The sequence below is a fragment of the Nocardia puris genome, from assembly GCF_003315035.1.
Taxonomy (GTDB): Bacteria; Actinomycetota; Actinomycetes; order Mycobacteriales; family Mycobacteriaceae; genus Nocardia; species Nocardia puris.
The window spans coordinates 230,232-243,958 of the sequence record NZ_QNRE01000011.1; the positions used below are offsets into that span (position 1 = coordinate 230,232).

Below are 13,727 nucleotides of genomic sequence, written 5' to 3' on the forward strand. Positions count from 1 at the left end.
GGTCTACCGTCTGTCGGGTGTCTCGAGAATCCCGCCGGTCGACCATTCCGCCGTTCTATGTGATGGACGTGTGGAAGGCCGCCGCCGAACGCGCCAGAACCCACGGTGACGTGCTCGTCCTCGCGGCGGGCCAGCCCTCCACCCCCGCGCCCGCGCCGGTGCTGCGCGCCACCAAACTGGCGATCGACGCCGAATTGCTCGGCTACACGGAGACTTTCGGCATCCTCCCGCTGCGCGAGGCCATCGCCGCGCATCACACCGACACCTACGGCTACGCCGTCGACCCCGACGACGTCGTAGTGACGACCGGCTCGTCGGGCGCGTTCACGCTGATCTTCCTCGCGGCCTTCGACGTGGGCGACACGGTGGTGGTCGCCCGCCCCGGCTACCCCGCCTACCGCAACACCCTGGCCGCGCTCGGCTGCCGGGTGGTCGAACTCGACTGCGGACCCGATACCCGGTTCCAGCCGACGGTCGCCATGCTGGAGGCGCTGCCGGAGCCGCCCGCCGGCCTGGTGGTGGCCAGCCCGGCCAACCCGACGGGCACCATGATCGCCCCCGACGAGCTCGCGGCGCTGGCCCGCTGGTGCGACACGCACGGCACGCTGCTGATCTCGGATGAGATCTATCACGGCATCACCTACGAGACGGCGGGCTCGGATCAACACACATCGTCCGCCTGGGAAACATCGCGCGAATCCGTGGTTATCGGCTCGGTGTCCAAGTACTTCTCCATGACGGGGTGGCGGCTCGGCTGGATGCTCGCGCCCACCGGCCTGCGCCCGGCGCTACAGCGCTTGGCGTCGAATATGACGGTCTGCCCGCCCGCGATCTCGCAATACGCGGCGCTGCACGCCTTCGGCCCGGACGCGAAGTCCGAGCTGGACGGACACGTTCGCCGTTATGCCGTGAACCGCCAACTGCTTTTGGAAGGGCTGCCGAAGATCGGCATCACCGACTTGGCCCCCGCCGACGGAGCCTTCTACGCATACGCCGATATCGGCCACCTCACCGACGACTCCCGCAAGTGGTGTGCCGAGGTCCTCGACCACACCGGTGTGGCGCTCTCGCCCGGCATCGATTTCGACACTGTCAATGGGCATCGCACCGTTCGCTTCTCGTTTGCCGGAGCCACCGCGGACATCGCCGAGGCGCTGGCCCGTCTGGGTCGCCATACCGGTGCCTGAAGCGCTTGCCCGGCAACAAGTTTCCGCAGTCCGGCACCAGGAAGCCGCAGATGGGGTAAAACAACGGTGGCTGGGTTTCCACTCTCGATTTCGCACGGATGAACTGATGACGACTGGCACGATGGCACGGTGATAACCGCGACGACCCCGAAAGGCGAACGGCGTCGCCAGGCTCTGGTAGCGGCCGCCGCCGAGTTGTTACTCGAAGGCGGATTCGATGCGGTGCGGCATCGTTCGGTCGCGACGCGCGCGGACCTACCGCTCGCCTCGACCACCTACTACTTCGAATCCCTGGAAGACCTGATCGCCCGCGCGGTCGAATTCAGCGGCAACGCGGAACTGGAGGCCATGCGCCGCCGGGTCGGCGAGGTGAGCCACCGCCGCCGCGGCGCCGAGGCCACCGTGGACCTGGTGCTCGACCTGCTGGTCGGACCGGACGGCCCCGACGAGAACACGCACGGTCACCTCATCGCCCGCTACGAGCGGTCGGTCGCCTCCGCCCGCCACCCCGAACTACGCGAGGTCCAGCTGCGGTTGCGCGCGCAGCTGGACGAGCTGCTCGCCGACGCGCTGCGCCGCTCCGACCGGTCGGTGCGGCCCGAGCAACTGCGCCGACTGGTCGCGGTCGTGGACGGCGCGGTGGTCGCCGCGCTCACCGAGAGCAACCCCGAACCGCGCCGGATGGCGCGCGGCGCGCTGCTCGAGGTGATCGACATCGTCGCACCGCCGCTACGCGGGGAACACGCCGACGGACACCCGCGCGGCCCGCTGAACTCGACGTCCGGGCAAACCGACAGGTTCCGGCCACTAGACTGACCAGACGTGAGTCTCGTCCCGAATGTCCTCGCCACCCGTTACGCCAGTCCGCAGCTGGTGCGCCTGTGGTCGCCGGAGCACAAGATCGTGCTGGAGCGGCGGCTCTGGCTGGAGGTGCTGCGCGCGCAGTCGGAACTCGGGATCGAGGTGCCCGAGGGTGTGCTCGCCGATTACGAGCGAGTCATCGACCACGTCGACCTGGCCTCCATCGCCGAACGCGAACGGGTCACGCGCCACGACGTGAAGGCGCGCATCGAGGAGTTCAACGCCCTCGCCGGGCACGAGCACGTGCACAAGGGCATGACCAGCCGCGATCTCACCGAGAACGTGGAGCAGTTGCAGATCCGGCTCTCGCTCGAGCACGTGCACGCCCACGGCGTGGCGATCGCGGCGCGGCTGGCCGAGCGCGCCGCCGAATACCAGACCCTGGTGATGGCGGGCCGGTCGCACAACGTGGCCGCCCAGGCCACCACCCTCGGCAAGCGGTTCGCCTCCGCCGCCGACGAGCTGCTGATCGCGCTGACCCGGTTGCGGGAGCTGATCGACCGCTACCCGCTGCGCGGGATCAAGGGTCCGATGGGCACCGCCCAGGACATGCTCGACCTGCTCGGCGGCGACGCGGCCAAGCTCGCGACGCTCGAGCAGCAGGTGGCGCGCCACCTCGGATTCGCGACCGTGCTCACCAGCGTGGGCCAGGTGTATCCGCGCTCGCTGGACCACGATGTGCTGTCGGCGCTGGTGCAGGTGGGCGCCGGGCCGTCGTCGTTCGCGCACACCATCCGGCTGATGGCGGGGCACGAGCTGGTCACCGAGGGCTTCCAGCCCGGTCAGGTGGGCAGTTCGGCGATGCCGCACAAGATGAACACCCGCTCCTGCGAGCGCGTCAACGGGTTGCAGGTGGTGTTGCGCGGGTACGCGTCGATGGCCGCCGAACTGGCCGGCGCGCAGTGGAACGAGGGTGACGTGTTCTGCTCGGTGGTGCGCCGTGTCGCGCTGCCCGACGCGTTCTTCGCCGTCGACGGGATGATGGAGACCTTCCTGACGGTGCTCGCCGAATTCGGCGCCTACCCGGCCGTGATCTCCCGCGAACTGGACCGCTACCTGCCGTTCCTGGCCACCACCCGGATCCTGATCGCCGCCGTGCGCGCGGGCGTGGGCCGCGAGACCGCGCACGAGGTCATCAAGGAGCACGCCGTGGCCGTCGCCCTCGCCATGCGCGAACAGGGCCGCGAACCCGACCTGCTCGACCGCCTCGCCGCCGACGACCGCCTCCCCCTCGACCGCGCCGCCCTCGACCAAGCCCTCGCCGACAAGTCCGCCTTCGTCGGCGCCGCCCCCGACCAAACCGCCGAGGTCGTGGCGCAGGTCCAGAAGCTCGTGGACGCGTACCCGGAAGCCGCCCGCTACACCCCTTCGCCGATCCTCTAGCGCGCCATAGGGTTTCGGCGCTGCCCGCGCGCCGGTGCGATAGCGGAAGGGTATCGTCGCGCGGGTGCCCATCCACGCCTTCGTCGACGAGTCGATCCGCAAGGACCGCTACATCCTGTGCGCCGCACTGATTCCCGAGAATCGCCTCGGCCATGCTCGTTCGGTCGTCAAGGACTACCTGCTACCGGGCCAACGGCGATGGCATTTCAATCACGAACCTGAGCAGCGACGCCGCCGGATACTCGAGGCGATGGCGCGATGCTCCACCGTAGGTGTGGCCGTCTACGAGGGCCGAGGCCCTGAAATCTCGACGCGGCGGGCGTGTCTCGAAGCGCTCGTGCTGGACCTCGTCGCCACCGATGCATCGCGGTTGGTCATCGAATCGCGGGCGGGGCAGGACCACCGGGACCGGCACTGTATCGCGGAGGTTCTCGCCAGGAAGCCGACGAACCTCTCGTACACGCATCTGCCGCCGCACAGTGACCCGGCACTGTGGTGGCCCGATGCGGTGGCTCGTTCGGCGCAGGGAGCAGATGGAAACAGGTCGTCGCTCCACTGATTCGCATCTGCGTTGACGTCGACAAACCACGTCGATGAAACGCGAAACCCGACCGCCCACCGTCCGGTGAAGAGTCGGGTTCACTTCTTCCAGCTAGTGCCGGAAGCTGATGTCAGCTTATCACTCGGGATTGTCGCGTTCGAGCCATTTCGAGTGGCGGCAACTTCGCAGTGCGTTCGGACTGGAGGTTGAGAGAGCGGTGCGTGATGTCGTGTGGGAAGCCAACGCCTTCGGCGTATTGCTCGGCAGTAGGTACCAATTCCACAGGAGTGCAGTCGGGCCGGTTCTGGGCGCGTGTGTCCGGGTGCCCGTTGGAGTCCGCCGGGACGGCGGGGTTCGTTAGGGTGCGGTGTGGATCCCTACACGATTTTCGCGGAGATCATTGCGGGGCGGGCGCCGGCGTCGAAGGTGTATGAGGACGATGACGTGGTCGCGTTCATGGATATTCGGCCGGTGACGCCGGGGCATCTGTTGGTGGTGCCGCGGGTGCCGGCGCGCAACCTCGCGGAGTTGGACCTGGAGGTGGGCGGGAAGCTGTTTCAGGTGGGGCAGCGGTTGGCGGCGGCGCTGCGGGAGAGCGAGGTGGCCTGCGACGGGGTGAACTTCTTCCTGGCGGACGGGGTGACGGCCGGGCAGGAGGTGTTCCATGTGCACCTGCACGTCATCCCGCGCACACCGGGTGACGGATTCGGGTTGCGGGCGCGTCCCACCAGCCCGCACCGCGCCGATCTGGACTATCTGGCGGGGTCGATCCGGGGCGCTCTGGATAGAGTGGACCGGTCCGGGGGCCTGTGACACATGGTGCGGACGGGAAAGCTGTTCTGTACCGTGCAGTTTGCTGTGGAAACGCCCGATGGCGATTCGCCACCGGGACGCCCCCGGCTCGAGATACGTTGAATGCCATTGTCATGCGGTGATGGAGGTTGGTAGTGCGGCGTTACAGAGTTGCTGTTGCAGTGCTGGCCCTGGCGATCGCCATGCTGGGACCTTCGATGATCGACCCCGCTCCCGCGTCGGCCGCCCAGGTCGTTCGCATCGATCGGCTCAGCCCGACGCGCTCGGCCGTCTGGGTCGATTCGCCCGCGATGCGCAGCACCATCCAGGTGCAGGTGCTGCACCCGGCGGGCGGCGGCGCGCGCCCCGCGTACTACCTGCTCGACGGCCTCGACCCGGGTGTCGGCCAGAGCACCTGGACCAACGCGACCGACGCGGAGGCCTTCTTCCGCGGTAAGAACGTCAACGTGGTGCTGCCGATCGGCGGCCAGGCCGGCTACTACACCGACTGGCTCCACGACGACCCGAAGTTCGGGCGCTACAAGTGGGAGACGTTCCTGACCCGCGAACTGCCGCCCATCATCAACGGCGAGTTCAACGGCAACGGGGTGAACGGCATCGGCGGCCTCTCCATGGGCGGCAACGCGGCCTTCATCCTCGCGGCGCGCCACCCGCACCTGTACCGGGCGGTCGCCGGCTACAGCGCCTGCCCCGACACCAGCCTGGCCACCGGCGCGGTGATGTTCTCCATCGCCAACCGCGGCGGCAACCCGCTCAACATGTGGGGCCCGCCCGGCAGCCCCGAATGGGCCGCCCACGATCCGGCGCTCATGCTGGATCGCCTGCGCGGCAAGGCGATCTACCTCGCCACCGGCACCGGCATCCCCGGACCGTACGAGGCGCAGATCAAACCGCAGCTGGCGGAGAACATCTTCCTCGGCGGCCCGGTGGAGGTCGGCGTCAACATCTGCGTGGTCGGCTTCGAGCAGAAACTGCGCGCCGCCGCCATCCCCGCCCGCCTGGACTACAGCCCGGTCGGCACCCACTCCTGGTCCTACTGGCAGGACCACCTGCACCGCTCCTGGCCCACCATCGGCCCGGCCCTCGGGGCGTAGACCCGGTTCGCTGTCCGCCGCTCGGGGCCTGAACCCGGGCGGCGGACTCGACTACGACCGGAACATCCGTCGGGACGTCACCACCGCCCCGAGGACAATCACCACACCCGCCCCGAGCAGGATCGGCCCCGCCGGCGCCCCGAGGATGGTCATGTCCTCGGTGCGGTGGATGCGGCGGCGGTAGTCGGTGTCTTCGGCGGCCGGGGCGAAGGTGAAGTCGGTGGTGATCTCGGCGGGTTCGCGGATGGCGATCCACATCTCTGTCAGGTAGTCGTGCCCGTCGGCGAGCAGTTCGCGCAGCGCGGGATCGTCGGTGTCGGTGATGCGCCCGGCGAAGTCGACGCCGACGCGCTGGGACGCGGCGTCGGCGTCGGTGCGTTCGAGGCGGTGTTCGCCGAGCAGGTAGAGCCGCACCGACTGCGGCTCGCGCGCCGCCGCCGACATGCGCATCGGGTAGACGAAACGGTCGGAGTCGAAGGTGAGGCGCACCGGGTCCAGCGCGCCGTCCAGCGGCGCGTCGGCGACCAGGCGCATGGCGACGAACGACCAGCCCTCGCGCAGGTAGGGCTCCAGCGTGGCGGTCACCTCGGGCCGCAGCTCGTAGCCGTTCTCGTCGAGCCACGCGCGCACGCCGTCGAGCGCGCCGCCGGTGAGCGTGGTCGCCTCCAGCGGACCGAGCGTGACCTGTTCGAGCACGGTCGGCGCGCTGCCCGGCGCACCTCCCGAGGCATCCCCGCGCTGGTCGGCGAACCAGCGCCGGTCGGTGACGATCTCCGGTTCGGTCAGGCGCTCGAGCTCGCGGAACGTGTCCGACGACCCCGCCTCCACCCGCGCCGGCGTGGGAGTGGGCACCAGCAGCGCCGCCTCCTCGGCCCCGCCGCCCAGCGCCAGCTGCATGAGGATGGTCTCGCGCACCCCGTCCCAGCGCACCACCGCGACTTCGTTGCGCACGGTCGCGGTGTCGCCGGGACTCACGATGCCGCCGCAGGCGCACGCGGAAACAGGTGCGAGCGCACCGATTCCGGCCGACGCGCACAACACCGCCGCCACCGTCGCGAACCGGGCGACCAGGATCGAGCGCATGCGCGCGAGCGTACTGCGCCCGGAGCGGCTCGGCACCTCGATCGAAGGACACTCGGGGGCACGGCCGGCGCGCCGGCGCGGTTCGACTGGCGCGAGTGGCTCGGCGGACGTCGTCTCGAACGAGGTCGCCGAGCCCGCCTGCCTGACGTGCCCTCCCGCAAGACTGTGGCACGGCTGTCGGACGGCCCGCCGCGACACCCGCGTGCCGATCGCGCGCCGGAGCGCTGGGCTACTCGGTCGCCTCGCGCAGGATGGCACCCGCGCCCGCTGATCGCGCAGGGCGAAACGCACGCGCCGCTGCGCCACCGGCGCGAACAGTAGGGTGGAGCGCATGTCTGTCGAGAGTGTGGTGGCGGCGCCGATCGCCAAGACGGTGCCGACCGAGCGGGTGCATCACGGCGACGTCTTCGTCGACGAGTACGAGTGGCTGCGGGACAAGGACGATCCCGAGGTCGTCGCCTACCTGGAGGCGGAGAACGCCTACACCGAGGCGCGCACCGCCCACCTGGCCGGGCTGCGCGAGAAGATCTTCACCGAGATCAAGTCGCGTACCCAGGAGACCGATCTCTCGGTGCCCACCCGCATGGGGGAGTACTGGTACTACTCGCGCTCCTTCGAGGGCAAGCAGTACGGCGTGCACTGCCGCTGCCCGATCGACGCCGCCGCGGCGGGCATCGACGCGTGGACGCCGCCCGTCCTCGAGGCCGACAGCGAGATTCCCGGCGAGCAGGTGCTGCTGGACAGCAACGAGCTGGCCGAGGGGCACGAGTTCTTCGCGCTCGGCGCGTTCTCGGTGAGCCACGACGGCTCTCTGCTCGCGTACTCGGTCGACACCGTCGGCGACGAGCGCTACACCCTGCGCTTCAAGGATCTGCGCACCGGGGAACTGCTCGCCGACGAGATCGCGCGCACCGCGCCCGGCGCCACCTGGTCGCTGGACGGGACGCACGTCTTCTACCAGACCGTGGACGAGTCGTGGCGGCCCGACACCGTGTGGCGGCACCGTCTCGGCACCCCCACCGACGGCGACGTCAAGGTCTTCCACGAGCCCGACGAGCGCTACTGGGTGAGCATCGGCGGCACGCGTTCCGAGAAGTACCTGATGATCTGGGTCGGTTCCAAGATCACCACCGAGGGATGGGTGCTGGAGTCCGGCAATCCCGAGGGCGAGTTCCGGGTGCTGCTGCCGCGCCGCGAGGGCGTGGAGTACACGGCCGAGCACGCGGTGATCGGCGGCGAGGACCGGTTCCTCATCCTGCACAACGACGTGGTGGACGGGGTGAAGGCGGAGAACTTCGTCCTCGCCGAGGCGCCCGTGGGTGACCCGTCGAACTTGACCACGCTGATCGCCCACCGCGACGATGTGCGGCTCGAGGACGTCGACGCCTTCGCCGACCACCTGGTGGTGAGCTACCGGCGCGAGGCGCTCACCAGGGTGGCGGTCTGGCCGCTCACCGAGAGCGGCTACGGCGATCTGCGCGAACTGGAATTCGATCTGGAGCTGTTCGCCGTGGGCGCGGGCGCGAATCCGGAATGGGAGCAGCCGACGCTGCGGATCGGGCTCACCTCGTTCATCACGCCGATGCAGGTGTTCGACTACGTGCCCGCCACCGGCGCCCTGCTGCTGCGCAAGGAGCAGCCGGTGCTGGGGGGTTACGACGCGAAAGATTATGTGCAGCACCGTGATTGGGCCGTGGCCGACGACGGCACCCGGGTCCCGATCTCGCTGGTGTGGCGCGCCGACGCGGTGACCGAGGGCCCGAAGCCGTTGCTGCTCTACGGGTACGGGTCCTACGAGGCCAGCATGGACCCCACGTTCTCGGTGGCGCGCCTGTCGCTGCTGGACCGGGGCATGGTGTTCGCGGTAGCGCACGTGCGCGGCGGCGGCGAGATGGGCCGGATCTGGTACGAGCACGGCAAGACGCTCACCAAGAAGAACACCTTCACCGACTTCGTCTCCTGCGCACGGCATCTCATCGACACCGGCGTCACCTCGCCGGACCTGATGGTCGCCGACGGCGGCAGCGCGGGCGGCCTGCTCATGGGCGCCGTCGCGAACCTCGCGCCGGAACTGTTCCGGGGCATCCTGGCCAACGTCCCGTTCGTCGACCCGCTCACCTCCATCCTCGACCCCTCGCTGCCGCTCACCGTCATCGAATGGGACGAGTGGGGTAATCCCTTGGCGGACAAGGAAGTCTACGAGTACATGAAGTCCTACTCGCCGTACGAGAACGTCGAGGCCAAGGACTACCCGGCGATCCTGGCCGTCACCAGCATCAACGACACCCGCGTCCTCTACGTGGAACCCGCCAAATGGGTCGCCAAACTCCGCGCCACCAAGACCGGCGACGCCCCGCTGCTGCTGAAGACCGAAATGAGTGCGGGCCACGGCGGCGTCAGCGGCCGCTACGCCAAGTGGAAGGAAGTGGCCTTCGAACACGCTTGGGTGCTGGACACGGTCGGCCTCGCCGAGAAGTGAACCGGTGGTGATGGCCGGGGGCTATCACCCGTGACGGGCTGTTCGTCGGCTGGTCATGTGGGTTGCACGGGGTGGTCATATCGGGCGGGCATCGTGGAGGCATGAACGCTGAGCTGATCGTGTCCGTGTCGGGGATCCGGGACACCACGCGCGATGCCGCGATCGAGTTCGCCGCGGAGATGGATCGCCGGGACGTGCGGTTGTCGCTGCTGGTGGCGCCCCGGTTGAAGGGGAAGTACCGGCTGGTGGACGATCCCGCGACGCAGTCGTGGCTGCGCGGCAGGCGGGCGCGCGGCGACGCGATCGTGCTGCACGGATACGACCAGGCCGCCACCAAACGCCGTCGCGCCGAGTTCGCCACGCTGCCCCGGCACGAGGCGCGGCTGCGGCTCACCGCCGCCGACCGGGTGATGGAGCGGGTGGAACTGCGCACCCGCCTGTTCGCCGCGCCGCGCTGGGACGCGTCGGCGGGCGCCGTCGCGGCGCTGCCCGAGGTGGGCTTCCGCCTGGCCCTCGGCCTCACCACCATCCACGATCTGGAGCGCAACACCGCGCAGCGGGCTCGCGTCTACGGCATCGGCGAGGGGTTCCGCGCCGAACCGTGGTGGTGCCGTGCGCTCGTGCTGGGCGCGGCCCGCACGGCGCGGCGGGGCGGTGTGCTGCGGCTGGCGATCTCGGCGGCGCAGCTCCAACGCTCCGGCCCCCGCCAGGCCGTGCTCGACGCCGTCGACCTGGCGCTCTACCACGGCGCGCACAGTGAGGTCTACCGCTGGGAACCACTCGACCTCGTGCGCGCCGCCTGAGACCAGCCCGCACCGGCGCTGCCGCCCCGAACACGGCGAAAACCGGGGCGGCAGCGCCACTCTCACCGATCCGGCACTCCGCGCGCGATGCGGGCACCGCCGCACCGATGCCGCTCCGGTCGGCTCGAAGCCGAGCGGATGCGCAGGTCGATGCGCTCGCGCTCCTCGGCGCGCGCACGGACGGCGGAGCGGCTGGCCTCGAGTTCTTCGAGAGTGGGCCTGGCGTCGGCGAAGGTCGTGGCGGCGTCGAGCAGGATGACGCGGCCCTCAGTCCTGCGGCTGATCCGGCACCACAGGTGTCGCGTCGTGGGTGAATCCGCCCGCCTCCGCGCGGGTCAGCGACACCGACAGCGGGTGGCGGCCGAGCTGGTCGACGCTGCGGCGGATGTCGGCGAGCAGCAGGTCGACCATGTCGTGGGTGAACCCGTGCCGGATGACGGCGCGCATCACCGTCTCGCCCTCGCGGTCGGCGGGCAGCGGGTAGGCGGCGATGAGCCAGCCGCGGGTGCGCAGCCGGTCGGACAGGTCGTAGAGGTTGTAGCCGGGTGACCCGACGAGCCGCCACGAGACCGCCGCGATGCCGCGCGCCGGGTCGCCGTCGTGCACCAGCTCGAACGGACCGAAGGTGCTGAGCCCATCGGCCAGCCGCCGCGCCACCCGGTAGATCGCCTCCTGCACACGCGTGTAGCCGGTGCGCCCGAGCCGGATGAAGTCGTAGTACTGGGTGATGACCTGTCCGCCCGGCCGGGAGAAGTTCAGGTTGAACGTGGCCATGCTGCCGCCGAGGTAGTCCACGTTGAAGATCAATTCCTGTGGCAGATCGTCGTTTTCGCGCCACACCGCCCATCCCGCGCCCAGCGGCGCGAGCCCGGTCTTGTGCCCGGACGCGTTGATCGACTTCACGCGCGGCAGCCGGAAGTCCCACACCAGGTCGGGCGCGGTGAACGGCGCGAGGAATCCGCCGCTGGCCGCGTCGACGTGCAGCGGGATGTCGGGCCCGCCCCCGGCGTGCAGGTCGTCGAGGGCGCGGGCGATCCCGGCGACGTCCTCGAACAGCCCGGTGAACGTCTGTCCCAAGGTGGCGACCACCATGATGGTGTTCTCGTCGCAGTGCGCGGCGACGTCGTCGGGGTGCATGGTCAACCGGTCGCCGCGCAGCGGGATCTGGCGAATCTCCACGTCGAAGTACCTGGCGAACTTCTCCCAGCTTAATTGTCAATAGGAGGACTGTTAAACTCCCTCCATGCACAAGGTCTCTCGGATGGCGGGCATCATCGCGGCCATCAAACGCGCCATCATCTACACGCGAGTCAGCAAGGACGATCAGGGTGGCCGATCGTGCAGGGAGCAGGAGGACTCCTGTCGAGCGGACTGCGAGTACGAGGGCTGGATCGTCGCGGCGGTCCTGGAGGACAACGACCGCGGCGCTACGCGGCACTCGAAGCGTGAGCGCGAGGCCTTCAAGCAGCTGCCCGACGTCCTGCAGCCCGGCGACGTGCTCGTCGTATGGGAGCCGTCGCGCATCACGCGCAACATGAACGAGTTCGCCGTCTTCTGCGAACTGGTGACCAGCCGGGGGGTCATGCTCTACTACGACGGTCGGGTCTGGGATCTCTCCGACGACGACGACAGGAACCGGGTGTGGCAGGACATCCTCGACGGCGCGAAGGCGGCGGGGAAGACCAGAAAACGCGTTCTGCGGGCGATGAAAGCCAACCTGGCGGCCAACAAGCCGCACGGCAAGCTACCTCCCTGCTACCGGGTGGTGCGCGACCCGGCTACCGGAAAGTCGATCGGCCGCGAGATCGACGAACCCCAGGCGCGCATCCTGCGCGAGATCGCGGCCGAGATCCTCGACAACCGCGACACCTTCTCGCTGAAGGACCTGAGCCGCCGGTACAAGGGCGCCTGGGAGGCGGCCGGGCGGTCTGGGAACTTCCGGGGCGTGGACATCAAGAGGTTCCTGCTGAATCCATCCCTTTACGGGATGCGCACCCATAACGACGAGATCGTCGGTCGAGGCACGTGGGAGCCTGTGTTCCCCGACCTCGAACAGCTGACGACACTGAAAACGCTGCTCAGCAAGGAAACTCCGGTCCCTCGTGGCAGCGAGCCGCGCTACCTGCTGACCCATATCGCGCTGTGCTCGGTCTGCCTGGAACGAGGCATGGACGGCGCCATCGAGCACAAGGGGCCGAACGCGAAGTTCCGGGCCGCCGATCGGTATACGTGCCTCCCGCACGGCCACGTCACCCGCAGTATGAAGCGCGTGGATGACCACATCGAGGAGCTGCTGCTCCAGCTGCTTGAGGACCCGGAGACGAGCAGGCGGTTGCGTGCTGTCGACCGCACCACCGGCCGCACGATCGATGACGATCTGGCGCTGATCGAGCAGCTGACGCAGGAGCGCAAGCAGTACCTGCGTGACGCTGCGCGTACGCGTATGTCGGCCACCAGCGTGGCGATCTACGTGGAGGAGTTGGAACAGCAGATGCGGGACGCGAACGCGCGCATCGCAAAAGCGTCCGCTGCGGTCCCTGCGGAGCTCAAAGACATCGTGGGCCCGAACGCTCGCCAGGAGTGGGCGGGCTACACGGTCCTGGAGAAGCGCACTGTGCTGCGGCTGGCGATGCGCGTCGTCATCCATCCGATCGGTAGGCGCGGCAGGTACACGACCGAGGTCGGGTTGTCCGCGCGCCCGGTCGGCCTATTAGCCCACCCAGAGGCGGACGAGGACTAGCGTGCCAGCCCGTAGAGGCCGGCCGCGGCGAGGCATGCGAGGATCGGAGCGCTGGTCCCGACCGTGAACGTCTCGACGCGGTCACGGACGAGCTCGGCGTTGACCATCAGCAGCGTGACTGTGGCGATCGCGGAGAGCACGCCGAGCAATCCGGTGGTGAGTAGAGCCAGCAGAGGGGTATGGAGGGGTGCGCGGTGGTCGCGCAGTGCGGTGAGAGATGCGGCAGTGAGGATCGCGCACGTGATGCCGACCGCGCCTGCCGCGACGACGTTGTAGGCGATGGTCAGCGGGTCGACCAGCTCGAACTCGTGCCGCACCGGTACAGTGCGCGCGTCGCCAGCGCGGGAGGTGGTGATGAGCGTTGCGGCGGTGACGATTCCGCCGGCTGTCCACACGCGCACGTAACGCTGGCCGAGCCCGATCTGGTTGTCACCGTAGAGGGCGGCGAGGCAGGACAGGCCGATCACCCAGCACGCCGCGGTGATGCCGAGGGTCTGGACCAGGTCTGAGACGTTTGCACCCACAGTCGGTTCGAGCTGGGCATCGAGCCACGTATCGGCCCACCGCTCGCCGAGCAGATACGCGCCGCTGACTAGGAGCATCGCAATCGTCAAGGCGCGCCCTCGGTCCCGGCGGAGGGTTAGCCGTGCGACTGCGATAAGGAGGACAAAGACGATGAGCACTACCACACGCCGCAGCGTATCCGGCGTGTCGGACACGCTGCGGTGTGTTCGCGGAAGGTT

11 protein-coding genes and 1 pseudogene are annotated in these 13,727 nt (G+C 69.2%); 9 read left to right on the plus strand and 3 right to left on the minus strand.

All coding sequences use genetic code 11. The annotated features are described in order from the left end of the window. The first annotated feature begins 62 nt into the window (after positions 1–62). The 6 genes from DFR74_RS24930 to DFR74_RS24955 all read left to right on the plus strand — a co-directional run bounded on the left by DFR74_RS24930 (position 63) and on the right by DFR74_RS24955 (position 5,879). Positions 63–1,187, plus strand: a complete 1,125-nt coding sequence (locus DFR74_RS24930) for a pyridoxal phosphate-dependent aminotransferase (RefSeq protein ID WP_067505206.1) — start codon at positions 63–65, stop codon at positions 1,185–1,187. A gap of 129 nt (positions 1,188–1,316) precedes the next feature. After that, the gene (locus DFR74_RS24935; RefSeq protein WP_067505203.1) at positions 1,317–2,003 is read left to right on the plus strand and encodes a TetR/AcrR family transcriptional regulator; all 687 of its coding nucleotides are present in this window, start codon (positions 1,317–1,319) and stop codon (positions 2,001–2,003) included. Between the two features lie 6 nt (positions 2,004–2,009). Beyond that, a complete protein-coding gene (gene purB / locus DFR74_RS24940; RefSeq protein WP_067505200.1) occupies positions 2,010–3,431 on the plus strand; it encodes an adenylosuccinate lyase in 1,422 nt (473 codons plus the stop codon). 64 nt (positions 3,432–3,495) lie between these two features. Continuing rightward, positions 3,496–3,990 (plus strand): hypothetical protein, encoded by a 495-nt coding sequence (locus DFR74_RS24945; protein ID WP_067505197.1) that lies wholly within the window; start codon positions 3,496–3,498, stop codon positions 3,988–3,990. Between the two features lie 351 nt (positions 3,991–4,341). After that, positions 4,342–4,785 carry an HIT family protein gene (locus DFR74_RS24950; RefSeq protein ID WP_067505194.1) on the plus strand — a complete coding sequence of 148 codons (444 nt, stop codon included), beginning with the start codon at positions 4,342–4,344 and terminating at the stop codon, positions 4,783–4,785. A gap of 134 nt (positions 4,786–4,919) precedes the next feature. Further along, positions 4,920–5,879 (plus strand): alpha/beta hydrolase, encoded by a 960-nt coding sequence (locus DFR74_RS24955; RefSeq protein ID WP_067505191.1) that lies wholly within the window; start codon positions 4,920–4,922, stop codon positions 5,877–5,879. 51 nt (positions 5,880–5,930) lie between these two features. Here DFR74_RS24955 and DFR74_RS24960 read toward each other — a convergent pair whose 3' ends face one another. Beyond that, positions 5,931–6,962: a DUF2330 domain-containing protein gene (locus DFR74_RS24960; RefSeq protein ID WP_084537404.1), complete on the minus strand. Its 1,032-nt coding sequence runs from the start codon at positions 6,960–6,962 to the stop codon at positions 5,931–5,933. A 331-nt stretch (positions 6,963–7,293) separates the two neighbouring features. On the opposite strand from DFR74_RS24960, the gene DFR74_RS24965 reads away from it, so the two are divergent. Together DFR74_RS24965 and DFR74_RS24970 are read left to right on the plus strand one after the other, a co-directional pair. Then, a complete protein-coding gene (locus DFR74_RS24965; protein WP_067505340.1) occupies positions 7,294–9,441 on the plus strand; it encodes a S9 family peptidase in 2,148 nt (715 codons plus the stop codon). 101 nt (positions 9,442–9,542) lie between these two features. Beyond that, entirely contained in the window at positions 9,543–10,244 is a 702-nt protein-coding gene (locus DFR74_RS24970; protein WP_067505188.1) for a DUF2334 domain-containing protein, read from the plus strand. A 267-nt stretch (positions 10,245–10,511) separates the two neighbouring features. On the opposite strand, the pseudogene DFR74_RS24975 reads toward DFR74_RS24970, so the two are convergent. Then, a pseudogene (locus DFR74_RS24975) lies at positions 10,512–11,447 on the minus strand (pyridoxal-dependent decarboxylase); the annotation flags it as partial. A gap of 58 nt (positions 11,448–11,505) precedes the next feature. Between DFR74_RS24975 and DFR74_RS24980 the strand changes: the two are divergent. Further along, entirely contained in the window at positions 11,506–12,984 is a 1,479-nt protein-coding gene (locus DFR74_RS24980; RefSeq protein ID WP_067505185.1) for a recombinase family protein, read from the plus strand. Here the strand turns inward: DFR74_RS24980 and DFR74_RS24985 are convergent. Beyond that, complete coding sequence (locus tag DFR74_RS24985; protein ID WP_147265912.1) at positions 12,981–13,703, minus strand: hypothetical protein; 723 nt, start codon at positions 13,701–13,703, stop codon at positions 12,981–12,983. The two genes, DFR74_RS24980 and DFR74_RS24985, sit on opposite strands and share 4 nt — an antisense overlap. Between the last annotated feature and the right edge of the window lie 24 nt (positions 13,704–13,727).